This window comes from Streptococcus sp., from assembly GCF_030528045.1.
Classification (GTDB): Bacteria; Bacillota; Bacilli; order Lactobacillales; family Streptococcaceae; genus Streptococcus.
This window is the reverse complement of sequence record NZ_JAUMZR010000004.1, coordinates 1-22394: the sequence shown is the minus strand read 5'-3', so window position 1 is coordinate 22394 and position 22394 is coordinate 1. Positions and strand designations below refer to the sequence as shown.

Here is a 22394-nt window from a genome sequence, read left to right as displayed (position 1 = left end):
ATCTTTTTTAAAGAGTAAACTCAGCTAGTCCAACTAACTGAGTTTTCCTTTTTTCTATTATATCAAATATAAGTCCGTTTGTAACTAGCGAAGAATTCTTTTGTTCGTTCTTCTTTCGGATGATTGATGATTTCATCCGGTGTACCAGACTCGATGATTTTTCCTTTATCTAGGAATAAAACCTTGTCTGCCACTTGGGCTACAAAAGACATATCGTGACTGACCAAAATCATGGTCTGACCTGACTTGGCAGCGTCTGCAATAGACTTTTCTACCTCACCGACCAACTCTGGGTCGAGGGCTGAAGTGGGTTCGTCCAAGAGCAAAACATCTGGTTTCATAGCAAGCGCACGCGCAAGGGCAACTCGTTGCTTTTGTCCACCTGATAAATGGCGAGGATAATGGTTTTCACGGTCAGAAAGATCAACCTTGGCCAACTCTTCCTTAGCGATTTTTGTTGCTTCCTCGTCCGATAATTTTTTAACGACAATCAATCCTTCCTTGACATTGTCAAGAGCAGTTCGGCGTTCAAACAAATTAAACTGTTGGAAAACCATGGACAACTTACGACGAAGGGTTAGGATTTCTTCTTGGCTAATCTGAGAAAAATCAACTTTAAAATTGTCAATCTGAATCGTTCCACTATCTGGAGTTTCAAGGTAGTTCAAACTACGAAGAAAGGTTGATTTCCCAGCTCCAGATGAACCAATCAAAGCAACTACCTCCCCTTTTTGGATATCCAAGTTCAGATGGTTCAAGACTGTCTGTCCTGAAAAGGATTTGCTTAAATTCGAAATCTTAATCATTAACGAAGGTCTCCTTTCACATCTGTAGACACTGTATCCGGCGCTGAGATAGCCATTTTTCTCTCGATGAAACGGCCGAGGCTTTCAATTCCGATATTGACCACCCAATAAACAAGGGCAACAGAGATAAAGCGCTCAAAATAGCGATAATCAGCTCCACCCAAAATCTGAGCTTGGGCAAAGACCTCCACAACACCTGCACTAAAGGCTAGAGAAGTTCCCTTGGTCAAACCGATAAGGGAGTTAATCAAAGTCGGCGTCGCTACCACCGCCGCATTTGGAATAATCACACGACGATATACTTGTGCTCGCGTCATACCCAGACTACGCGCCGCCTCAATTTCACCTGGATTAACAGAAAGGATGGCTGCACGAATCGTTTCACTTGCATAAGCCGCCTCATTAAAAGCAAAGGCCACAATCGCAAAAAGTGCCGCTGGAATCGCATTGATATTGAAACCAGTGCCCCATTGCTGATTAATAGCTTTCAGCGCTAAAGGAATTCCGTAGTAGGTCAACATAAGTTGAACTAGGATTGGAGTACCTTTTAAGAAGCTGACGAAAAAGGCCTGCAAGGGATATAAAATCTTAACACGATTGATCTTAACAATGGCAAAAATCAGGGCAAGCAGCAAACCAAAGAGTGCACCTCCAAGCGTCAACATCAAGGTTGTAGGCAGTTGTTGGACAATCCTTGGAATTCCATCAAAGACCGAACGCAAACTAAAGAGCTTACCATCCGGAATGAGTTGCATCAAACTTTGGTACCAATCTGATGCTAAAAATGTTGTAACAGTCATAAAAACATCCTCTCCTGATAATGATTCATTCTATCATACTTCTGCTCGCAAGCAAATTATTTGCTACGGGCTGCTCAGACTTTGTCTATCTTCTAGTTTATCACACTTTAAAACAGGAAGGCTATATATTTTACCTATCAAGGAGATAAATAAAAACTATCTCAAACCTAAGTCCTCATAGGTTTTTCTATAGCCGATTTGTTTAACAGCACCATTCTCCACCAAAATTGGACGTTTCAATAACATACCATCACTCGCTAGAAGCTTGGCTGCTTCTTGTTTTGACAAACTTCCGACCTTATCTTTTAGGCCCAGTTCGCGGTATTTGATCCCGCTAGTATTGAAAAATTGTTTCACTTCAAAACCGGAAGTTTCCAACCAGTCCAAAATCACGTCTTCACTTGGTGTTTCTTCTACGATGTGGACAGCTTGGTATTCCAGTCCAAGTTGTTCTAATTCATTTTTTGCTTTCTTACAAGTTGAACATTTTGGGTATTCGATAAATTCTAACATCTTCTTTTCTTTCTATTTTTTATTTTCTTGAAATGCTGCACCTTCATGTTGCAAGAGCCAGGCTTTCTTTTCGACTCCAGATGCATAGCCTGTCAGACGCTTGCCTGACCCTAGCACACGATGACAGGGTACGAGGATGGACCAAGGATTACGCCCCACTGCTCCACCAATCGCTTGGGCAGAAGCCACTTGCAAGTCTTGAGCTATTTGTCCATAAGTTACTGTTTGACCATAAGGAATGGGCTGTAAGTAAGCCCAGACCCGCTTTTCAAAATCCGTTCCAATGGGAGCCAGAGGTAAGTCAGATAGATCCTGAACGCTGCCTTCGAAATAGGTATCTAAATAGGAAATAACTTGCTCTAATACAGGATGGCTAGCAACTTCTTCTATCGTTTCATCCCCTAGTCCCCTCTCAAAATGAGTTTGGTCCTGTACCTAAATTCCATACAGATATTGCTCGTCAGCAACTAAGGATAAGGTTCCAATTGGCGACGGGTAGAGCATTTTTGCGTACTTATTCTGCTTCATTTTTTTAATTTCTGATAGGCCAAACGTTCCCCATCAACTGGAACCTTACCAACCTGTTGGAAGCCTAGCTTTTCAAAGATATGCTGCATAGCCTTGTTTTCTGCATGCGTATCTGAACGAAAATCTAGATAATCAAAACCTTCAATCAAGCCTTCTAGGGAAGTCTGAGCAACACCTTGTCCTTGGACATCTGCTGCCACAGCGATACGGTGAAAGACCAGATATTCTGATTCTCCCCCCTGCCAACTCCCTTCATAAATGGCTTCATAGTATTTCTCTGGACTCTTGGTCACAGCAGCATAGGCTAACAGTTCTCCCTCTCCCAATGCCACATAAGCTTGACCAGAGATGATATCATCAATAATGATATCTGCATTTGGATAGCCATTTTCCCACTGGTCGCTACCAGACTCAGCTAAGCACTTTTTAGCATCCTCCATCACCTGCATAATCGCATCTACTTCGTTTGGAAAAGCTAAACGAATCTCCATCTTTTCCCCTCATTTCTAACTAGTTTCTCTCATCATAGCATAATTTAAAGCTTTCTACAAGCAGTTGAAACTTGACTTTTGTTTTTTATTATTTTATAATCTAGTTATCAAAACTAGATAAAAAGGAGTTGGAAATGAATTCTAACTTTTCCTACCCAAAATGGGAAGACATTCCAAATATTGACCTCTATCTGGATCAGGTTTTGCTTTATGTCAATCAAGTCTGTGCCCCTATCTCTCCAGATAAAGACAAGGGACTAACAGCATCCATGGTCAATAATTATGTCAAACATGGTTACCTGACAAAGCCAGACAAGAAAAAATACCAACGCAAACAGATTGCCCGTTTAATTGCCATCACCACTCTCAAGTCTGTCTTTTCAATCCAAGAAATCGCTCAGACACTTAATACTCTACAAACTCAAGCGAGCTCAGACCAGCTCTACGATACTTTTGTGGACTACATGAACCATGGGATTGATCCAGAAAATACTATTATCCAAACCAGCTGTCAAACGGTTAAACTCTATCATCAAACTCTAGACTTAATCCTTATCAAAGAAGAGGAGGAAATCCAATGAATACCAGTCTAAAACTCAGTAAAAAACTCAGTTTTGGAGAGGAAATTGCTAATAGTGTGACCCATGCTGTGGGTGCCGTTATCATGCTCATCTTGCTCCCTATTTCATCCACCTATAGTTATGAAGCACATGGATTTTTATCATCTTTTGGTGTTTCAATCTTTGTTATCAGTCTCTTTCTCATGTTCCTCTCGTCAACCATTTACCACTCTATGGCCTATGGTTCGACCCACAAATACGTCTTGCGAATCATCGATCATTCTATGATTTATGTGGCTATCGCAGGCTCTTATACGCCGGTCGTATTGACTTTGATGAATAACTGGTTTGGCTATCTGATCATTGCCATTCAGTGGGGAACGACCATCTTTGGCATCCTCTATAAAATCTTTGCTAAAAAGGTCAATGAGAAATTCAGCCTTGCCCTTTACCTGATCATGGGCTGGTTGGTTCTGGCTATCATTCCTGCCATTATCAGTCAAACAACACCAATTTTCTGGAGTCTCATGGTAACTGGCGGACTCTGTTATACAGTTGGAGCTGGATTTTACGCTAAGAAAAAACCTTATTTCCACATGATTTGGCATCTCTTTATCCTAGCTGCGTCTGCACTTCAATATATTGCCATTGTTTATTACATGTAAAAAAGTTGAGAATCTTTTCTCAACTTTTTTCTTTACACATATTGATAAAATACTGGTGCAAGCGAGCATCATCTGTCAATTCTGGATGAAAAGAGGTTACCAGCATATTCTGTTCTTGCGCAGCAACGATTTGATTATCAACTGTTGCTAAAACTTCTACACCCTCTCCAACACTGCTGATAATCGGTCCACGGATAAAGGTCATGGGAATCTGACCAACTCCCTTACAATCTGCTTCTGTATAAAAACTTCCTAGTTGACGTCCATAAGCATTGCGCTCAACCACTATATCCATGGTTCCAAGATGACTTTCTTCCTGAGAAGTGATTTCCTTAGCCATCAAAATCAAGCCCGCACAGGTCCCAAAAACGGGTAATCCAGATAAAATGGCTTCTCGGATGGGAATCAACATCTGCTGGTCACGCAAGAGCTTGCCCATTGTTGTAGACTCACCGCCAGGTAATATCAAACCGGACAAGTCACTCTGATGGTGTTGAAAATCCTCTGAATTTCTGATTTGGACACTAGCGACTCCTAGTTTATCTAGCACTTTTGCATGTTCTTCAAAGGCTCCCTGCAAGGCTAATATTCCGATTTTCATCTATTTTCCTCGCTCTGCCATGAGAATTTGAATTTCATTCTCATTGATACCAACCATGGCTTCCCCTAGATCTTCAGAGATTTGAGCCAGAATTTGAGGATTTTTGTAGTTGGTTACAGCCTTAACAATAGCACTTGCTCGTTTAACTGGGTCGCCTGACTTGAAAATACCTGAACCGACAAAGACGCCCTCTGCCCCCAATTGCATCATCAGCGCAGCATCTGCTGGAGTTGCCACACCTCCAGCCGCAAAGTTAACAACTGGTAATTTTCCATGTTCATGGACGTATTGGACCAATTCTACAGGGACTTGCAAGTCCTTGGCAGCCACATAAAGTTCATCTTCGCGTAGATTTTGAATGCGGCGAATTTCCTGATTCATCATACGCATATGGCGAACAGCTTGAACGATGTCTCCTGTACCGGGTTCTCCTTTTGTCCGAATCATGGAAGCACCCTCAGCGATACGACGCAAGGCTTCACCCAAATCCTTAGCTCCACAGACAAAAGGAACTTGGAATTCTTTCTTGTCCACATGGAAACGATCGTCTGCTGGAGACAGCACTTCACTCTCATCGATATAGTCAATCTCAATAGCCTCTAAAATCTGAGCTTCAACAAAATGCCCGATTCTGACCTTGGCCATCACTGGAATGCTCACCACTTCTTGGATTTCCTTAATCATCTTTGGATCGCTCATACGGGAAACTCCACCAGCTGCACGAATATCAGCTGGAATCCGCTCCAAGGCCATAACAGCAGCCACACCAGCAGCCTCTGCGATACGGGCCTGTTCAGGGTTCTGAACGTCCATGATAACCCCACCTTTGAGCATCTGCGCCAAGTTTTTATTTAGTTCATAACGATTTTCAGTCATTTCTTCTCCCTCATCACTTGTATTAGTAGCTACCATTTCATTTTAAGTCAGATTAGAATGAAGTACAAGATAAAAAAAGGATAATTGTATGGGTACAGATTGATACTCAATGAAAAACAAAGAGCAAACTAGGAAGCTAGCCGCAGGCTGTACTTGAGTACGGTAAGGCGAAGCTGACGTGGTTTGAATTTGATTTTCGAAGAGTATAACTAAAAAACTATCTGACCTTAACTTAAGGCCAGATAGCTCATCAATTTTTATTTTTCAGCTGTAAGTGCAGCCATTGTAATGTAATTGTATGGTTTGTTAAAGTGTGGCAAGAAGAATAGGTCTGTCAATGCCAATTTATCAATGGTTACATGCTCTTGGATAGCAAGTGAGAACATGTGGATTCCCATACTGATAGCAGCATCATGTGACACCATTTGTGCACCAAGGATTTCGCGGCTGTCTTTGTCAAAGACAATCTTGATGGCAACTTCGTGGTTGTCATGTTTGATAAATTCTGGTTTTTGAAGATCGTTAAAGCCTGTTTCAGTTGCATTATAGCCTGCAGCTTTGGCTTTTTCAAGAGTCAAACCAGTCGAAACCATGTGAAGACCGTAGATAGAGATACCGTTTGATCCTTGAACTCCGATTCCTTCCAATTCATGACCACAAGCGTTATAAGCACCAACGATACCAGTACGTACAGCGTTAGAAGCAAGAGCGATGTAGCTTGTATCTTTACGTGCATTGTCATAAACAGTTGCACAGTCACCAACAGCGTATACACCTGGGATAGATGTTTCTTGTTTCTTATCTACAAGGAAGGCACCGTTACGAAAGAGTTCAATCTTACCATCAGCAAGAGCTGTGTTTGGACGGAAACCAACAGCAAGAACCACCATATCTACATCAAAGGTTTCTTTGTCTGTTACCAAGCGTTCAACTTTTCCATCACCTTGGATGGCTTTAACTGTTTGACCAAGAGCCAAGCGGATGTTGTGGTCTTCCAAGTTCTTCGCCATCATTTGAGTGAAGTCTTTGTCATAGTAGCCGTTCAAGACTGTGTCTACGATATCGACAAGCACCACTTCTTTTCCAAGACGCTCAAAGGCTTCGGCAAGTTCTACACCGATGTAACCACCACCAACAACGGCAATGCGCTCAAGGTGTTTGCTCTTGTCTTCAAGTTTTTCAATAACTTCTTCAGCGTTTTGGTACAATTTAACAAATTGTACATTTTCAAGAGTCGCTTTGAATTCGCGGTTGCCCTTAACGATTTCAACACCTTCGATTGGAGGCAAGATTGGAGTTGAACCAGTTGCAAAGATCAATTTATCATAAGACTCTTTGTGTTCTTTACCTTCAACTTCTGCAGTCACAACTTTGTTATCGTAGTCAATTGAAAGAACTGGTGAGTTCATGTAAATTTTAGCACCTTTTGCTTCCAATTTTTCTTTATCAGAGTAGAAGAGACCTTCTGGGCCATCAATTTGTTCCCCGATCCAAAGCGCCATTCCACAACCAAGGAATGAAATATTTGAGTTTTGGTCAAATGCTACGATTTCGTTCTCATGTCCGAAGTTGTCCAACATCGTATTAATACAAGCTGTACCAGCGTGGTTAGCACCAACTACAACGATTTTACTCATAGAAAAATTCCTACCTTTAATTTTAGATTTACCTTTCTAGTATATCATTTATTGTTAGCGTTTACAAGGAATTTGCTCAGAATTCTCTTTTTTTTTCAGAAAAAAATACACTTAACATTGATAAATCCAATTTTTCTATCGCTTTCATATTAGTTTTGAGCATATTTCTTGACTTTTTGTCAAAATTCATTTGTGAAAACGCTGACTTTATGATATGCTAGATACATGGAAAGAAAATGTAAGGGGTTTAATTTTTCTTTAACGACCTTATATTGAATGATTTCCTATAAAGAGAAAGGAGCTGGTAGCTTGCCTCTTCATTCACGTTCTGAACGGCTAATGGGAACAACTATCTCGATTTCATTAGTAGATGAACAGGCTGATTTCCTACTTCAAGGAGCCTTTGATTTGCTCAAGGAACTCGAATACCGCTTTAACGCCAACAGTCAAGAATCCGAACTGATGGAAATCAACTACCAGGCTGGAATCGCACCTGTTAAGGTTCATCCTGACCTGTTTGAACTGATTGCTCTTGGACTGGAGCATAGCCTAGCTCCGTCTAGCCATCTAAATATCAGTATTGGTCCCTTGATTCAAACCTGGCGAATCGGATTTGCAGATGCACGGCTTCCAGACTCTAAAGAAATCGAAGCTGTCTTGCCTCTAGTTGACCCGCATTTTATCAAGTTGGATCTGACTAGCTCTACTGTCTTTTTAGAGAAGAAAGGAATGAAGCTTGATTTAGGTTGTTTAGCCAAGGGCTATAGTGCAGATAAGGTTGCCCAGTATTTAAAAGCACACGGTGTTACCTCTGCCTTGATTAATCTCGGAGGAAATATCCTCACCATCGGGAATAACCAAGCCAAAGAAGGGAATGCCTGGCAGATTGGGATTCAAGATCCGCGAAATCCTCGTGGCAATCATCTCCTAACTATCCCTGCTTCTAACAAATCTGTTGTCACTTCAGGTATCTACGAACGCCACCTGACAGTAGATGGAAAAGACTATCACCATATCTTTGATAGTGAGACAGGATTCCCTGTCGAAACCGATCTCGCTAGCCTAACGATTGTCTCTGATAAATCCGTTGATGGTGAGATATGGACAACTCGCCTTTTCGGAGAACGAAGCGCTTCTATCCTCTGGCAAGTCGAAAGTATAGATGGTATTGAAGCCATCCTCATCGACAAAGAAGGACGCCTTGCTTGTTCTTCAGGCCTTCAAAATTGTATTATGTAAAAAGAGAAAGGAAATCTCATGCTAAAACTTATTGCCATTGTTGGAACGAACTCTAAACGTTCTACAAATCGCCAATTACTCCAATACATGCAAAAACATTTTGTGGATAAAGCTGAAATTGAAGTTGTTGAAATTAAGGACATCCCTGTTTTCAACAAACCAGCAGATAAGCAACTTCCAGCTGAAATTCTTGAAATTGCTGCTATAATTGAAGCATCTGACGGTGTAATTATCGGTACTCCTGAGTACGACCACTCTATCCCTGCAGTTTTGATGAGTGCTCTTGCTTGGCTATCTTACGGTATTTACCCACTTTTGAACAAACCAATTATGATCACTGGTGCTTCATACGGCACACTTGGTTCATCTCGTGCCCAATTGCAACTTCGTCAAATCTTGAACGCTCCTGAAATCAAGGCAAATGTTCTCCCAGATGAGTTCTTACTCTCACACTCACTTCAAGCATTTAATCCTAGTGGCGACTTAGTTGACCTTGATGTTATCAAAAAATTGGATGCCATCTTTGATGACTTCCGAATCTTTGTGAAAATTACTGAAAAATTGCGAAATGCACAAGAATTGCTTCGCAAAGATGCTGAAGAATTCGACTGGGAAAATTTGTAAGATAGGAGACCGAAATAATGAAATTTGTTGGACTTGTTGGATCAAACTATGATCAATCATATAACCGCAAACTTTTGGAATTTATTCGTCGTAATTTCAAATTTAAATTTGAATTAGAAGTTCTTGAAATCGACGAAGTTCCAATGTTTAACCAAGACGAAAAATGGGACGACAGTTTCCAATTACGCTTCTTGTATAACAAGATCACACGTGCTGATGGTGTCATTATCGCCACACCTGAACACAACCATACTATATCAGCTTCACTCAAATCTGTACTTGAGTGGCTTTCATACGAAGTCCATCCATTTGAAAACAAGCCTGTTATGATAGTTGGTGCATCATACTATGATCAAGGGACATCACGTGCCCAAGTTCACCTTCGTAATATCCTTGAAGCTCCAGGTGTTAATGCCTATACCTTTCCAGGTAACGAATTCCTTCTTGGTAAAGCAAAAGAAGCATTTGATAACGACGGAAACATCACCAACGAAGGGACTATTAAATTTCTTGAAAATTGCTTAGATAACTTTGTGAAATACGTAGGAGTCGTTTCTAAATTGAAAAAACCAAAACCAATCGAACCAGAAGACTTGGATTGTGGAAAACCAATTGCTACAACCATTACTGAAGTTGATCCTGACGATCCAGAATGGGTAGAAAAAGTTGCAGCAATCACTGGCGCTGTTTCTGGTGATACCTATGTCAAATTGGACCACGGTATCCTGACAGTTAACCAAATTGATATGTTCTTGAAAGCTATGCCATTTGAATTGACATACGCTGACGACAACAACCAATTCCTCTACTACAACAACGCTCACCAAGATCCAGACACCATGTTTGCTAAACGTGTACCACCTCAATCAGGTAGCCGTATGTCGACTGTTCATGGTTCTCTTCCACCAGCACGTATGAAGAACGTAGAGTGGGTTATCGGAACACTTCGCAACGGAAACCAAGAATACGTTCGTACGATCGTTCCAGGTTCTCCTGCAGGTGTCATCAACACTCACAACTACCAAGCAATGTACTATCCTGATGGATCATACGCTGGTATCAATGAAATCGTCTTTAACTTCCAACCATGGCTTGACTGGTACCTAAAAGAGACTGGTCAACGTTTGGTAGGTGGTAGCGGACCATTTGCTCCTACAGCTGGAGGTCATGGAGATGCTGATGCTACTTCTGGCGCTTCTGATTCAGGGGATGCTGGAGGCCACGGTGGTGACGCAGACGCTACATCTGGCGCAAGCAACTAAGAAACCAAAAGGAGCCATTTGGCTCCTTCTTTTTTATTGCAAAAGAAAAGGGGAATGTAAATCATCTACAACCCCTTACATTTTATGAGTTAGGATCATCTATACTACGGCCATGCAAACCTTTTTCACGTTGTACTTGACGTAGTTTTTCTGGTGTGACGTCATTGCCTTCCTCGTCCACAATTTTGATTCCTTCAATGTGGTGGCGAACAGAACGACGATAGCCTTCGATGTACTCCTCACGAAGTTTAGCTTGTTCCACTTTTTCAGCAGAAGTTAAGCCTTCTGTTTTTTTCTTTTTGGCAAGCTCGTTGATACGAGCGATTTTTTTCGGATCCATTTCTTCTCCTTTGTGATAAGATACAGTCCGTTTGACTGAGTTTATTTAGTATTAATTTGGTTGAAACGTGCAAGTTTAGCTGCTTTCTTGGTTAATTGCGACAAGATTGCCAAACGATTTTGTCGAACAGTCTGATCTTCAGCCATTACCATGGTATTTTCAAAGAAAGCATCAATAACTGGGCTAAGCACAAAGAGTTGTTCTAATTGCTGGCTTGCAGTTCCTGACAAAACGAGTGATTCTACTGCTTCTGCCAAGGCTTTCTCTTCTTCATTCTCAAAGAGAGCAGGATCAATAGCATCAGTTCCTTCGGCTTTTTCAGCCAAGTTGAAAGCACGTGAGAGGGATTCGACAGATGATTTGAAGTCTTCTTTCTTACTTGCTTCTACAAGAGCACTTGCTGCTTCCAGCATATCCGCCACAACAAAGTTTGAACCTGCGAGAACTGCTTCCTTGATATCTTTTGGAGTAGAACCCATCATCTTATCAACACGAGCCTTGATAAAGTCCATGACCTCTGCTTTATTTTCATAAGTCAAGCTGTCGAATTTCAAAGCATAAAGGCTATCGATCAGCTCATCCATAGCAATGTGCCAACCAAAAGCATCCAAGATACGAACCACACCTTGCGTCGCACGACGAAGGGCATAAGGGTCGTTAGAACCTGATGGAATCAAACCTACTGAGAAGAAACTCAAAATCGTATCCAATTTGTCTGCAATGGCTAGAATGGCTCCTACCTTACTCTCTGGAAGTTCTCCTTCGGCTGATGTAGGCATGTAGTGTTCACGAATAGCAGCCGCAACTGATGGAGTTTCCCCAGCAAGGAGGGCATATTTCTCACCCATAATTCCTTGGAGCTCATCAAACTCACCAACCATACCAGTCAACAAGTCAAACTTGTAAATGGCTGCTACACGAGCAAGGTCAACTGTTTCATCCACTGACAAGCCAGCTTTTTCTGCCAAGAGAATAGCAATCTGACCAGTACGAATCATGTGTTCACGAAGAGAACCAATCTTTTCGTGGAAGGTCACATGGTTCAATTTTTCAACAAGGTCAGAAATAACCAATTTTTGGTCTTCACGCCAGAAGAATTCACCGTCCTCCAAGCGGGCCACCAAGACTTTTTCATTTCCTTTGATGACATTTTCCAAATGCTCTGCGTTTCCGTTACGGACTGAAATGAAGTTTGGCAAGAGTTTACCGTCTTGATCACGAACAACGAAGTAACGTTGGTGTTCCTTCATCGAAGTCACCAAAACTTCTTCTGGAACGTCAAGATATTTGGCATCAAAACTTCCCATGAAGGCAGTTGGGTATTCAACCAAGTTCAAGACTTCATTAAGCAAATCAGCATCAATTTCGATACGTACACCATGCTCAGCTTCGATTGCCTTGATTTGGTCAACAATCATTTGCTCTCGTTCACGAGGATCCGCGATTACAAACTGCTTACGAAGGTCTTCTTCATAGCTCAATGCTGACTGAATCTTGGTTTCTTGTCCCAAGAAACGATGGCCACGACTTACACGACCTCCCTTAATATCAAGAAAATCCAAGTCAAACTCTTCTTCATCTAAAAGAACAGTTAAAGTGTGTACAGGGCGGATGTATTCAAAAGTGTTGTTAGCCCAGTGCATGCTGACAGGGAAAGTCAGTGACTTCAAGACGTCTACTACACCTGGAACAATGGCTTCAACTGGTTGCCCCACTTCTTCCTTGGTAACATAGACATATTCTTCACCTTTGATTTCACGGAATTCAATATCTTCAACTGTCAAGCCTTTTCCACGGACAAATCCTTGAGCTGCTTTGGTGAAGTTTCCATCACTATCCAAGGCGATTTTCTTTGCTGGGCCCTTGAAATCTTCTGTCAAATCAGACTGTTTGTCTGCAAGACCAGTCACACGAACAGCCAAACGACGTGGTGTTGAGAAGGTTTGAATGGCTTCAAAAGACAGGCGGTTTTCCTTGAGGAAGGCTGCCATTTTTTCACCTAGTTGTTTTTCGCTTGGAGTTACTACGTAGGCTGGTAACTCTTCAAGACCGAGTTCTACTAATAAGTTTTTTGTCATGTTTTTTCCTTTACATTTTCTTCAATCTTTTTTGATATGCACCTTAGGTACTGGGGACGTCGCTAACTAACTTTTGTGAGTCTGTAAGGAAATCTTATACCAAATAAACTAAGATTTCCAACAGTCTCATCAAAGTGGATTTAGCTGACTGATTTTTGAACCCAAGGTTTCAAAAATCCCCACATAACAGTACGGCGGTGCATATCCCTCTAGCAAGTCTTCGACTTGCCTTTAACGATTTTAGAGCACAGTATTACTTACTATTCTGCGTCTTCTGCTAGGAGTTTAGCTCGTGTTGCTTCATCCAAAAGTGGGTAACCTAGGCGTTTGCGTTCTGCGACAAAGGTTTTGGCTACGACACGGGCCAGGTTACGGATACGAGCGATATAGCCTGCGCGTTCCGTTACGGAAACGGCACCACGCGCATCAAGCAGATTAAAGGTGTGTGAACATTTGAGAACATAATCATAAGCAGGGTGAACCAAGCCCTCTTCCAAGGCACGACCAGCTTCCTTTTCAAACTTATCAAAGTTTTCCAGCAACATCTCTTGGTCCGAAATTTCAAATGAGTATTTCGAATGCTCGTACTCAGGTTGAATAAAGATTTCTCCGTATTTTACACCATCAGCCCACTCGATATCATAGACAGAGTCCACTTCTTGAATGTAAGAAGCTAAACGTTCCAAACCATAGGTAACTTCCGCAGTCACAGGACCTGTTGCCAATCCACCAACTTGTTGGAAATAAGTGAACTGAGTGATTTCCATACCATCAAGCCACACTTCCCAACCGAGACCAGCTGAACCAGTCGAAGGATTTTCCCAGTTGTCCTCAACGAAGCGGATATCATGTTCCAATGGATTGATTCCCAATTTTTCCAAAGACTCAAGATAAAGTTCCTGGATATTTGATGGAGATGGCTTCATAACCACTTGGAATTGGTGGTGTTGGTAGAGACGGTTAGGGTTTTCTCCGTAACGACCGTCAGCAGGACGACGTGATGGCTCTACATAAGCCGCATTCCATGGCTCAGGCCCAATAGCACGAAGGAAAGTGTAAGGGCTCATTGTCCCCGCACCTTTCTCATTATCATAAGCCTGCATGAGCATACAACCTTGGTCATTCCAAAATTGTTGTAAAGTAAGGATGATTTCCTGGAAAGTCAATTTTTTAGACATTATTTACTCCTTTTTCTATAAAATACTTGCGACACGAGTCTGCCTCGTCGATTATACGAGGCAAGACGAGTTAGTACTGCGTCTAGCTCAGCACTCTAGTGCTGAGCGTGGGGCAATCCGACTGTAAGGAGGTCTCTGCCACTGACGCAGTGAAATGTTAATTTCTTAGACATTGTTTACTCCTTTAATTTATATTATCTTTTTAGCTTTATTCATCAAGCAACCAAGAAAAAGCTGGGTCCTGAAAAATATGACGTTTGGGAACCGTTTGTAAATTCTGATCGCATTCGTCTATTGTACCTAGTTTCAAAGCACAGACTTCTGGTATATTTTCTTGAGCAGTGAAAATTTGACTATGACAGTTCTGACAGTAATAGCGTTGTTTTCCTGGAGATGAACTATAGGTAACCAACTGTTCTTTTCCATGCAATACTAGATTTTTACTGCTAACTTTGGCATTCACTGTATAGGCAGACGCAGTTGCTTTCCGACAGAATGAGCAGTGGCAAAAAACTAATTCCGACAATTCCTCATCTAAAGTGTAGGTCACCGCTTTGCATAAACAAGATCCTTTAAGCATTATGCTCCTTTCTACTTAGGCATTAGACGAAATTCAAAAAGAACCGAATTTCAACACCCAAGCCTTGCGACTAGGGGCGTCTGAAACGCGGTTCCACCCTAATTTATTACTTCATTGTTTTTAAAAATACGACAGAAAGCGCCAGTTTCTTACCTTGTTCTACTTGGCTCCCACTACCCCAAGCTCGCTGAAGAACGCCATAAGACTTTCTTTCCTAGCTAGTATTATAGCAGATTTTCTAGCTAGTGTAAACCAAAAATGAGTCTGAAAACAAAGTTCCAGACTCATTTAATAGTAAAGCTTCAGAAAGTCCTGTTTAAGGATGTCTTTTCGCTTTTGGTTTTTTGCCATGTAGATTTCTCTTGGCTTGTTTCAATGCTGTAATGGCATCTTTGACATCTTCTTGGCTCGCTCCTGGATCTTTAAGGAGTTCCTGTGCTTCTTTAAAGACTAGAAGATAAGCTGCTTTTTCTTTCTTGTCTGCATAGATAAATCTCGCGTTCTTTTCTTGGAAAAGGCGTTCATCTTTGACCAGTTTCTTCAGACTAGAGAAGTCAGTAGCTTTGCCATTTAGTTTGCTTTTAGCTGTTGCTAGGGCAATGAGAGATTGGTCAATTTGATCCTGTTTAACTTTAGGATCCACAGCTAGTAAGGCGATTTCTTGGAAGGCACGATCATAAGCTCGACGTACTTTTTCCTTGACATTAGCATATCGTCCAGTTTTAGTCGTTGCATAGTAAGCTTTCATAGCTTCTTTCAAGGCTGTAACGTTCGAATCTTTTCCATCCAAAGCTTTACCAGCAGCTTCAAGACTAGCGAGAACGCCATCAATCAATTCTTGTTTCAACTTGCTTGACAAGGCTGACTGCGCCACTTGGAAAGCTTGATCATAAGTTTTTCTCTTATCTGCACTACTATTAAAGTAACGAGACGTTTCTACCAGTTCTTTTTGTTGATTTACCGCAGCAATCAAGGCCAACTTAGACACAACAGATAGACGCAAAGCATTATTTCGACCTGGCTGAACGAGCAAGGAAACGAGATCTTCAAGGAGTTCATATCCAGTTGGCAAGGTGACTTGTACAGTATAACGACCTGTAGCAACTTTCTTACCAAAGGCGTATTGACCGTATTTTTCAGCAGGAAGAGTGATACTTGTCCCATCTTCTCCTTTCAGAACCACTGTAGTCGTCTTTGGAACTGCTTGATTGAAGGAAACAGACACAGGTGCATATTCTAGGAGATTTGCTAGGAAGGTAATGGTTTGGAAACTATTTTCTTCCGTCAAGTCAAACTCTTGGGACAAGGCACTGATAAATTTTAATTCTGTTCGGTCATAACTGAAAATTTCTGCTGTATAATGACCAAACTGTAAGAAATGAATCGCTTTTGTCTTGTCAACATCAACATATTGTCCCTTGCTATTTTTGATTCGATAGACATAGAGGGTATCAATATCTTGGTTTGTTTTCGCATCCTTTAAGTCAATTTTCACTCGACCACTATTTTGATCGCGAACAAGTTCAGCAAGTGAGATATAGTCTACATTTCCTGCATAGTCCTCTACAAGATAGTAAATATTAGCCTTGTCAACATCCTTAGGAAGTGTATAACTACCGTCAGCATTGGCCTTGATTAGATGGGTGTTCTCAAGCGCACGCGTTCCAGACTGGTCTTTCCCAGTTAGAACCATGGTCCCTTTCTGGTCAAATGGTGTGAGGTAGAAGACTTTTTCTGAAAGGATACCGCCTTGACCCACATCTTTTGGTTTGCGAGCTACGAATTCTTGGTTCCCATCTTTAAAGCGAATATAACCACTTGTGATGACAGGTTTTTGAGTATCAATTTGAATCTTAAAGGTCGTGTATTGTTCTTTAGCTCCTGGAACGTCTGGTGTATAACTGATAACATAGTCATATAAACCATCTGCAACAGTATTGCCATCAAAATCCTGACCTCTCCAAGCGGTATTATCTAGAATATAACTTTTCAGATTTCTACTGTCTCCATCAAAATAATTCTTACGCAGATCCTTTGCATCGCCCTCCCAAATAGTATGTTCATGCTTGGTATCTGTAGCCGCAAAAACTGTTGCCCGAAGATTTACAAGATTTCTCAAAGCAACCGTTTTGTATTCAACCAGGTCTTTGTTTCCATCATCATTTGGAGAAATGGCAATACGGACATTCCCTTTTTCGTCTAACTGAAGAACATGCTTACCTTCAGCATTTTGTTCGATTCCAAGAACGGTAATTCGGCGTCCTTGGCGTTGACCTTTAGACACTAGAAGGTCATTTTGCAAGGTTGCGAGATAGGTGGCATCATTAGTGTAGTTAACGGCAGGATTTTCTTTGTCTACTTCCGTGTAAAATCCATTTTTCCCTTCTCGAACAAGGTTGTAAATTGGTTTTTCGACAGCGGGGAGATTTTGGAACTCTCCTCGGAAGCCCATAAATGCAAGACTCACAATATCCCCATCATCTGCTGGATCTACAAAGCGAACAAACCCTTCAAGGAAATAGCCATTTGGCATTTGTTTGCTGAGTTCAGCAGCAAATTTTCGAGCATCTACTTTAACAGTGACTGTTTGACTGCTGTGGGCTTTGACCGTCACTTCAGGCCAGACTGTCTCTGTTAATTTTCGAGGTCGAAGGGTAAATTTTCCATCTTGGACCTCGTCTGTATTGGTATTCACTACCATCTTGAGAGTACGGTCAGTATCTGAAATATTGTGTACAGTGACCTTGAAAGTAAATTGATCTCCAACATTTCCTAAAGTCACGCTTGGATAACCATTTTCACCCGTTACATAGAGGTCTGTTGACACTGCAGCAGCTGTATCCACAATACCAGAACCTTGCTGACGAGGAGAGGTATAAGTGCCTGTGTCCTTATTAACATGTGGTTTTGCAGTTGACATGATCAAGACCTTGACAGTCTCTGATACTTGCTCAGGAGTCAATTCTGGATGGTGTTTTTGAAGGTATTCCTTAACCAGAACTGCAACACCCGTAACGTGAGGAGCCGCCATACTGGTTCCGCTGATACTACCGTAGGTATTGTCATTAAAGGATGAGTAAATATTGCCGCCAGGAGCTGTCACGTCTGGTTTCAATTGTCCATCAGTAGTCACTCCCCAACTTGAAAAGTCAGATAGCTGATTGGCTACATCGGATGGTCGATTATCCATCTTGTCATTAAAAACAATCTTGTAGTTTCCTGATTTTAAGGCTTCACCATACTGTTTAGAAATAAATACAGAAGGAATTTTCTTTGCTTCATCATCAATAGCCATATTGATGTTTGCGCCCTCTACATTATTGTAGATCAAAGCACCAACTGCACCGTGTTTTCGTGCATTTTTGATCTTCTCTGAAAAGTTCATGGCTCCACGCTGAATGAGGGCAAGTTTCCCAGTTAAATCCAACTTCGCAAAGTCTTCTTCACGACCTAACCCTGCTTCGACGTATTCGTACTCTTTTCCTTTTTCAAAGTCCTTATCTGCTTCAGGTTGATTATAATCAAATTTTCCGTTATGAAGGCCGGCATTTCCCTCTAGACCTTTAACTTCAAAAACGGCTGTTGTCAATGTTTTATTGTTGACAGAAGCAACTGAAATCGAATCCTCAACAGTGGATGGATTTCCAATCAAGCCATAGTCTGGGTTTTCAGCTAGTGGTTTTGAATAACCATTTCCGAATGTATTACTATTTCCTGCTGAGATAAGAACAGAAACTCCCTTGGCACGAGCCCGTTTGATGGCATCCACAATATCAGAACCAGCATCGACCATAGAACCAGTGCTAGATCCCAAACTCATATTAATAGCATCTGCTCCCAAGGCAACTGCGTCATCAATCGCCTTTACATAAAGGGCAGAACTGGTCGTTTTTTGGCGATCTGAAAAGACACGCATAAACATGACTTGAGCTTCTGGCGCCACACCATAGACCTTTTCACCATTTGGTGCTTCTTTATCAGGGTTTCCAGCTGCAATCCCTGTTACGTGCATCCCATGAGAAGTTCTTTCTGCTTCTTTGATCTTATCTGTTCCGTCAAAGTAGTCATAGGCATAGACAACCTTATCACTATACCATTTACCGTAGTCGATTCCAGCAGCCTTTTTAGCTGCTTCGATGGCTTCCTTGTTTTTAAATTTTGCTTTTGACGGATTCGAAATTCGAAGTACCTCATGATTCAAATCAAGTCCAGAGTCAATAATGGCAACAACGGTCCCTGTTCCCTTGTAACCACCCTTCCAAGTTTTTGGTACTGTGATGATATCATTACTTGAAAGACTATTGGGTTTTGCAGACTCAGCTTTTTCTTGTTCTTTTTCAGTAGTTGCCGTTTCTCCAGTAGTTTTAGGAGCTGTCGTTGCTTGAGTCTCTTTTTTCTCCAACTCAGAAACCTTCTCAGTAGCAGGCGCTGTACTAGTATCGACTGTTGTTTCTTTTTGGACGACACCTTGATTTTCTTCTTTTGCAACTGCGCTATCTTTTCCTGATTCTTGGGCTTCAGCAGTTTTATCAACCGGAGCATCTACCTTAGCATCTTGTTTACTAGCATCCTCTTTAGAAGTTTCAACTTCTTGTTTCTCTCCAACTACTGGTGCAATCCCATTAGTATTGGTTTGGTCAGTCGCAGAGTTTGAGTGTTTATCGTCTTTTAGCTCTGTCTTAATTTCCTGAGTTTGAGCTTGATTTTCACCTGTACTCTGCTCATTGGCACTGACTTGACTTGCTCCAAAAACCAAAGCAGTTCCCAATAAAACTGAAGCAAGGCCAAATTTGTATTTCCTTAATGAAAAACGTTGTCGTCTATTCATAAATAATCTCCTTTTTCTTTAAAGTATACCTATTATAACGCAAATAATCATAAATTTTCATAAAAATCTGAATTGTCACAAAAATGTAATATTTACGTATATATTTTGCTTATTTAATTTTATCATTCGTGTTATTTGCTCTGTCAAACCAATATTTTCTAAATTCGTTCCTATATTTCAATCCATAAAATTATTTTATTATACAAACAATTTAGATTTTTTATACACAAAAAGACTAGGATTTAAAATTCCTAGTCTTTGTTATTTCGGTATAAATAGGTTTTACAAACTAAAAATCCATCTCATCCACACGAGGTGAGCCCGAAGTCACTGAAATTGTCTTTAAGACTTCTCGCTCGTCATTGCTGAGTTCAATCCCAAAACAGTCGAGATTGCTCTGGATGCGAGAGGCTGTTACGGACTTAGGTAGAGGTAAGAAACCTTCTGCCAAACTCCAAGCCAAGGCGATTTGAGCCACTGATTTCCCATGCTTAGCAGCAATTTCTTGGACTTCTTTCTGTTCAAACAACTCTCCTTGCCCAAATGGCCCCCAAGCCTCTAAGAGGATTCCTTTCTCTTTACAGTAGTCAACCACTTCCTCTTGATAAACTCCTGGTGCCAAGCGCACCTGATTAACCGCCGGGATGATTCTTGCTGTCTCAAGCAAGGCATCCAAATGATGGGGGAGGAAGTTACTAACGCCGATAGCGCGGATTTTGCCTTCTTGGTATAGGTCCTCCATCGCTCTCCAGACTTCAGCATTACGAGTTTTCCATTCGTTATTTTCTCTTAAAGGTTTTGGATTTGGCCAATGGATAAGGTACAAATCTAGATAATCCAATCCCAGTTTTTCCATTGATTCTTCAAATGCTTGGCGTGCTTCATCATAGCTGTGATTGGTATTCCAGAGTTTGGTCGTTACAAAGATTTCTTGTCTTGGAATACCGCTATCTCGAATAGCACGACCAACACTTTCCTCATTTTTATAGATAGCTGCAGTATCGATATGACGATAACCAGCCTTTAAGGCTTCTAAAACGGCTTGGTAGGCTACTTCTCCATTTTCAGCTTTCCATGTTCCAAATCCTAGTACAGGAATTGAAACTCCATTATTAAGGGTGTAAGATTTCATCGTTTTTCCTTTCTATGTCAAGAAAATCTAAAGAAACAAAATCCTGGTTATCAGAACACTTGCTCCTTTAGATTTTAACAATTATTGATCACGATCATAATAGATCTCGTGAGCTTTTAAGCGAGAATTGAGCAATTCAGGAACGGTCACAAATGTATACCCTTCACCCTTTAAATACTCAATAACACTTGGTAGAGAATTAACAGAAGGACCATGGATATCATGCATGAGGATGATCGAACCATTGCGAACCTGACGTTGAATCTCTGTCAAAATGGCTGTCTCATTTTTACTCTTCCAGTCCAAACTATCCACATCCCACATGATGAAGCTTAAATCAAGGCCGTTTCGAATATCATCAGTGATAGCACCATAAGGTGGACGCATCAGTTTAGAGCTTGATCCTAAAACTTGAGTTAACAAATCTTCTGTATCAGTGATTTGCTTTTTAGCATCTTCGAGCGAAAGTTGTGAAAGAACGGGATGACTCCAGCTGTGGTTTCCTACAACATGACCTTCTGATTTCATTCGTTTTAGAAGATTTTCATTACCTGCTATGTTTTTACCAAGTACAAAGAAGGTTGCTTTTACACCATATTTAGCTAAAGTATCCAAAGCCTGCGTAGTTGTACTAGGATTTGGACCATCATCAAAGGTCAAGGATACAACCTTTTTATTTTTCTTAGCAAAGTATGCTTGGTAAAGTTCAGCATCCTTTTCTAATAGATAAGAAGACTCAATGACATCAAAGAAACTGGATATGGGCAAAGCAATTTCCTCAACAGTCTCTCCAGCATTAGCAGGATAAAGGATGATTTGACTATCCTTATAATCAAAGCTCCAAGATGTCAATTCTTGGTCTGTGAAGCTCTTTATAACTTGATCAATTTTTGCCTGGTCAAGTTTCTTATCTTCTAGAGTTGATTTGATTTGACTCAGTAAGAGTTCCTTAGCCTTGCTTGCATCTTTGAAGAGTTTACTGAGGTCAAAAGCTTTCCCATCTTCTGTCAAGAAAATTTTCCCTAAAGAAGTCTTTTCTTTTTCTTCAACCTTTGATGCAGACAAATCGTAGACTTGCTTGCTGATATTACGAGCAACAACTCCCTTTAAGACAGGATCCAACTGCTCGGTATAATAAAAGACCAAATCCTCTTTATCTTCCAGCTTTTCTTTGATATCCTGGTTGATTTTTTCTCTAACAGACGCAATGACTTCCTCTCCTTGTAGAGGATAGTAGGCAATCACCTCAGCTTGACCTTTTCGGAAATGGTCCTTCTGACTACCTGAGTTGAATTGCTGGTCCTTTTCGCTTTTTAGCGCTTCAATTTTTTGTTCGTAAGATTGTTTTTGTAGTAGCTTATAACCAATAGCACTCCCTAATAGAATCGTAGCAATTCCAAAGATTCCAACAAGGGAAAGCAATAGCCTTCTCGTTTTATCGTGAGAAACACGTTTCGCTCTATTTTTTTTCATATTTCCATCATATCAAATCGAGGCTATTATTTCAATGATAAACAGGGATTCTGCCTTCTTTTTAGGAAAATAAGGCTCTATGTCAACTGTAGTGGGTGACCTATAACTAAGCACGAGAGGAGACGAACTTCGTCTTCTCTTTTGTGGTATTCAAAGCGATATAGATACGCTATTTAAAGTTTT

The 22394-nt window shown here is 41.0% G+C and carries 19 protein-coding genes and 1 pseudogene; 5 read left to right on the top strand and 15 right to left on the bottom strand.

Annotated elements, in window-relative coordinates; all coding sequences use genetic code 11:
* Nucleotides 1–62 precede the first annotated feature (62 nt).
* From Q4A91_RS01565 to Q4A91_RS01545, 5 genes and pseudogenes are all read right to left on the bottom strand, one after another.
* Complete coding sequence (locus Q4A91_RS01565) at nt 63–806, bottom strand: amino acid ABC transporter ATP-binding protein (protein ID WP_303204291.1); 744 nt, start codon at nt 804–806, stop codon at nt 63–65.
* A complete protein-coding gene (locus tag Q4A91_RS01560) occupies nt 806–1606 on the bottom strand; it encodes an amino acid ABC transporter permease (protein ID WP_000219162.1) in 801 nt (266 codons plus the stop codon). Before Q4A91_RS01560 ends, Q4A91_RS01565 begins: the two co-directional genes overlap by 1 nt.
* A 156-nt stretch (nt 1607–1762) precedes the next feature.
* Nucleotides 1763–2119 (bottom strand): arsenate reductase family protein, encoded by a 357-nt coding sequence (locus tag Q4A91_RS01555; RefSeq protein WP_303204290.1) that lies wholly within the window; start codon nt 2117–2119, stop codon nt 1763–1765.
* A gap of 12 nt (nt 2120–2131) precedes the next feature.
* Nucleotides 2132–2647, bottom strand: a pseudogene (locus tag Q4A91_RS01550) (methylated-DNA--[protein]-cysteine S-methyltransferase).
* A complete protein-coding gene (locus Q4A91_RS01545) occupies nt 2644–3138 on the bottom strand; it encodes a GNAT family N-acetyltransferase (protein ID WP_303204289.1) in 495 nt (164 codons plus the stop codon). Before Q4A91_RS01545 ends, Q4A91_RS01550 begins: the two are co-directional and overlap by 4 nt.
* 134 nt (nt 3139–3272) lie before the next feature.
* Here Q4A91_RS01545 and Q4A91_RS01540 point away from each other — a divergent pair, with 134 nt between their 5' ends.
* Together Q4A91_RS01540 and Q4A91_RS01535 are read left to right on the top strand one after the other, a co-directional pair.
* Nucleotides 3273–3719, top strand: a complete 447-nt coding sequence (locus tag Q4A91_RS01540) for a DUF1836 domain-containing protein (RefSeq protein WP_303204288.1) — start codon at nt 3273–3275, stop codon at nt 3717–3719.
* Nucleotides 3716–4363, top strand: a complete 648-nt coding sequence (locus Q4A91_RS01535; RefSeq protein WP_001097972.1) for a hemolysin III family protein — start codon at nt 3716–3718, stop codon at nt 4361–4363. Before Q4A91_RS01540 ends, Q4A91_RS01535 begins: the two co-directional genes overlap by 4 nt.
* A gap of 19 nt (nt 4364–4382) precedes the next feature.
* Here Q4A91_RS01535 and pdxT read toward each other — a convergent pair whose 3' ends face one another.
* The 3 genes from pdxT to nox form a co-directional block, all read right to left on the bottom strand.
* On the bottom strand, nt 4383–4964 hold the full coding sequence (gene pdxT / locus Q4A91_RS01530) for a pyridoxal 5'-phosphate synthase glutaminase subunit PdxT (RefSeq protein ID WP_303204287.1): 582 nt from the start codon (nt 4962–4964) through the stop codon (nt 4383–4385).
* The gene (gene pdxS, locus Q4A91_RS01525; protein ID WP_303204286.1) at nt 4965–5840 is read right to left on the bottom strand and encodes a pyridoxal 5'-phosphate synthase lyase subunit PdxS; all 876 of its coding nucleotides are present in this window, start codon (nt 5838–5840) and stop codon (nt 4965–4967) included.
* Between the two features lie 257 nt (nt 5841–6097).
* Nucleotides 6098–7477 (bottom strand): H2O-forming NADH oxidase, encoded by a 1380-nt coding sequence (nox, locus tag Q4A91_RS01520; RefSeq protein WP_303204285.1) that lies wholly within the window; start codon nt 7475–7477, stop codon nt 6098–6100.
* 309 nt (nt 7478–7786) lie between these two features.
* On the opposite strand from nox, the gene Q4A91_RS01515 reads away from it, so the two are divergent.
* Genes Q4A91_RS01515 through Q4A91_RS01505 form a run of 3 tightly spaced genes read left to right on the top strand, consistent with a single transcriptional unit; the run spans nt 7787 to nt 10602 of the window.
* Nucleotides 7787–8716, top strand: coding sequence for an FAD:protein FMN transferase (locus Q4A91_RS01515; protein ID WP_303204284.1), 930 nt, complete (start codon nt 7787–7789; stop codon nt 8714–8716).
* Nucleotides 8717–8734: 18 nt separating this feature from the next.
* On the top strand, nt 8735–9340 hold the full coding sequence (locus Q4A91_RS01510) for an NADPH-dependent FMN reductase (protein ID WP_303204283.1): 606 nt from the start codon (nt 8735–8737) through the stop codon (nt 9338–9340).
* A gap of 17 nt (nt 9341–9357) precedes the next feature.
* On the top strand, nt 9358–10602 hold the full coding sequence (locus Q4A91_RS01505) for an NAD(P)H-dependent oxidoreductase (RefSeq protein ID WP_303204282.1): 1245 nt from the start codon (nt 9358–9360) through the stop codon (nt 10600–10602).
* Nucleotides 10603–10684: 82 nt separating this feature from the next.
* Here the strand turns inward: Q4A91_RS01505 and Q4A91_RS01500 are convergent, their stop codons facing one another.
* The 7 genes from Q4A91_RS01500 to pgdA form a co-directional block, all read right to left on the bottom strand.
* On the bottom strand, nt 10685–10942 hold the full coding sequence (locus tag Q4A91_RS01500) for a DUF896 family protein (RefSeq protein WP_000371290.1): 258 nt from the start codon (nt 10940–10942) through the stop codon (nt 10685–10687).
* Nucleotides 10943–10983: 41 nt separating this feature from the next.
* The gene (glyS, locus tag Q4A91_RS01495; protein WP_303204281.1) at nt 10984–13020 is read right to left on the bottom strand and encodes a glycine--tRNA ligase subunit beta; all 2037 of its coding nucleotides are present in this window, start codon (nt 13018–13020) and stop codon (nt 10984–10986) included.
* 260 nt (nt 13021–13280) lie between these two features.
* On the bottom strand, nt 13281–14198 hold the full coding sequence (glyQ, locus tag Q4A91_RS01490; RefSeq protein ID WP_000038733.1) for a glycine--tRNA ligase subunit alpha: 918 nt from the start codon (nt 14196–14198) through the stop codon (nt 13281–13283).
* A 208-nt stretch (nt 14199–14406) separates the two neighbouring features.
* Nucleotides 14407–14778 carry a GFA family protein gene (locus Q4A91_RS01485; RefSeq protein ID WP_000912017.1) on the bottom strand — a complete coding sequence of 124 codons (372 nt, stop codon included), beginning with the start codon at nt 14776–14778 and terminating at the stop codon, nt 14407–14409.
* 316 nt (nt 14779–15094) lie between these two features.
* Nucleotides 15095–19606 (bottom strand): S8 family serine peptidase, encoded by a 4512-nt coding sequence (locus Q4A91_RS01480; protein ID WP_303204280.1) that lies wholly within the window; start codon nt 19604–19606, stop codon nt 15095–15097.
* A 289-nt stretch (nt 19607–19895) separates the two neighbouring features.
* Nucleotides 19896–20738: an aldo/keto reductase gene (locus Q4A91_RS01475; RefSeq protein WP_303204279.1), complete on the bottom strand. Its 843-nt coding sequence runs from the start codon at nt 20736–20738 to the stop codon at nt 19896–19898.
* 81 nt (nt 20739–20819) lie between these two features.
* Nucleotides 20820–22211, bottom strand: a complete 1392-nt coding sequence (gene pgdA, locus Q4A91_RS01470) for a peptidoglycan-N-acetylglucosamine deacetylase PgdA (protein WP_303204278.1) — start codon at nt 22209–22211, stop codon at nt 20820–20822.
* Nucleotides 22212–22394: the final 183 nt, after the last annotated feature.

Bases quoted from the DNA above. Each gene is read 5' to 3' on its own strand.
- nox (WP_303204285.1), bottom strand. From the start codon at position 7,477: ATGAGTAAAATCGTTGTAGTTGGTGCTAACCACGCTGGTACAGCTTGT.
- Q4A91_RS01510 (WP_303204283.1), top strand. From the start codon at position 8,735: ATGCTAAAACTTATTGCCATTGTTGGAACGAACTCTAAACGTTCTACA.
- Q4A91_RS01475 (WP_303204279.1), bottom strand. From the start codon at position 20,738: ATGAAATCTTACACCCTTAATAATGGAGTTTCAATTCCTGTACTAGGA.
- Q4A91_RS01505 (WP_303204282.1), top strand. From the start codon at position 9,358: ATGAAATTTGTTGGACTTGTTGGATCAAACTATGATCAATCATATAAC.
- glyQ (WP_000038733.1), bottom strand. From the start codon at position 14,198: ATGTCTAAAAAATTGACTTTCCAGGAAATCATCCTTACTTTACAACAA.
- Q4A91_RS01560 (WP_000219162.1), bottom strand. From the start codon at position 1,606: ATGACTGTTACAACATTTTTAGCATCAGATTGGTACCAAAGTTTGATG.
- Q4A91_RS01555 (WP_303204290.1), bottom strand. From the start codon at position 2,119: ATGTTAGAATTTATCGAATACCCAAAATGTTCAACTTGTAAGAAAGCA.
- pdxT (WP_303204287.1), bottom strand. From the start codon at position 4,964: ATGAAAATCGGAATATTAGCCTTGCAGGGAGCCTTTGAAGAACATGCA.
- Q4A91_RS01480 (WP_303204280.1), bottom strand. From the start codon at position 19,606: ATGAATAGACGACAACGTTTTTCATTAAGGAAATACAAATTTGGCCTT.
- Q4A91_RS01485 (WP_000912017.1), bottom strand. From the start codon at position 14,778: ATGCTTAAAGGATCTTGTTTATGCAAAGCGGTGACCTACACTTTAGAT.
- Q4A91_RS01545 (WP_303204289.1), bottom strand. From the start codon at position 3,138: ATGGAGATTCGTTTAGCTTTTCCAAACGAAGTAGATGCGATTATGCAG.
- pgdA (WP_303204278.1), bottom strand. From the start codon at position 22,211: ATGAAAAAAAATAGAGCGAAACGTGTTTCTCACGATAAAACGAGAAGG.
- Q4A91_RS01535 (WP_001097972.1), top strand. From the start codon at position 3,716: ATGAATACCAGTCTAAAACTCAGTAAAAAACTCAGTTTTGGAGAGGAA.
- glyS (WP_303204281.1), bottom strand. From the start codon at position 13,020: ATGACAAAAAACTTATTAGTAGAACTCGGTCTTGAAGAGTTACCAGCC.
- pdxS (WP_303204286.1), bottom strand. From the start codon at position 5,840: ATGACTGAAAATCGTTATGAACTAAATAAAAACTTGGCGCAGATGCTC.
- Q4A91_RS01565 (WP_303204291.1), bottom strand. From the start codon at position 806: ATGATTAAGATTTCGAATTTAAGCAAATCCTTTTCAGGACAGACAGTC.
- Q4A91_RS01540 (WP_303204288.1), top strand. From the start codon at position 3,273: ATGAATTCTAACTTTTCCTACCCAAAATGGGAAGACATTCCAAATATT.
- Q4A91_RS01500 (WP_000371290.1), bottom strand. From the start codon at position 10,942: ATGGATCCGAAAAAAATCGCTCGTATCAACGAGCTTGCCAAAAAGAAA.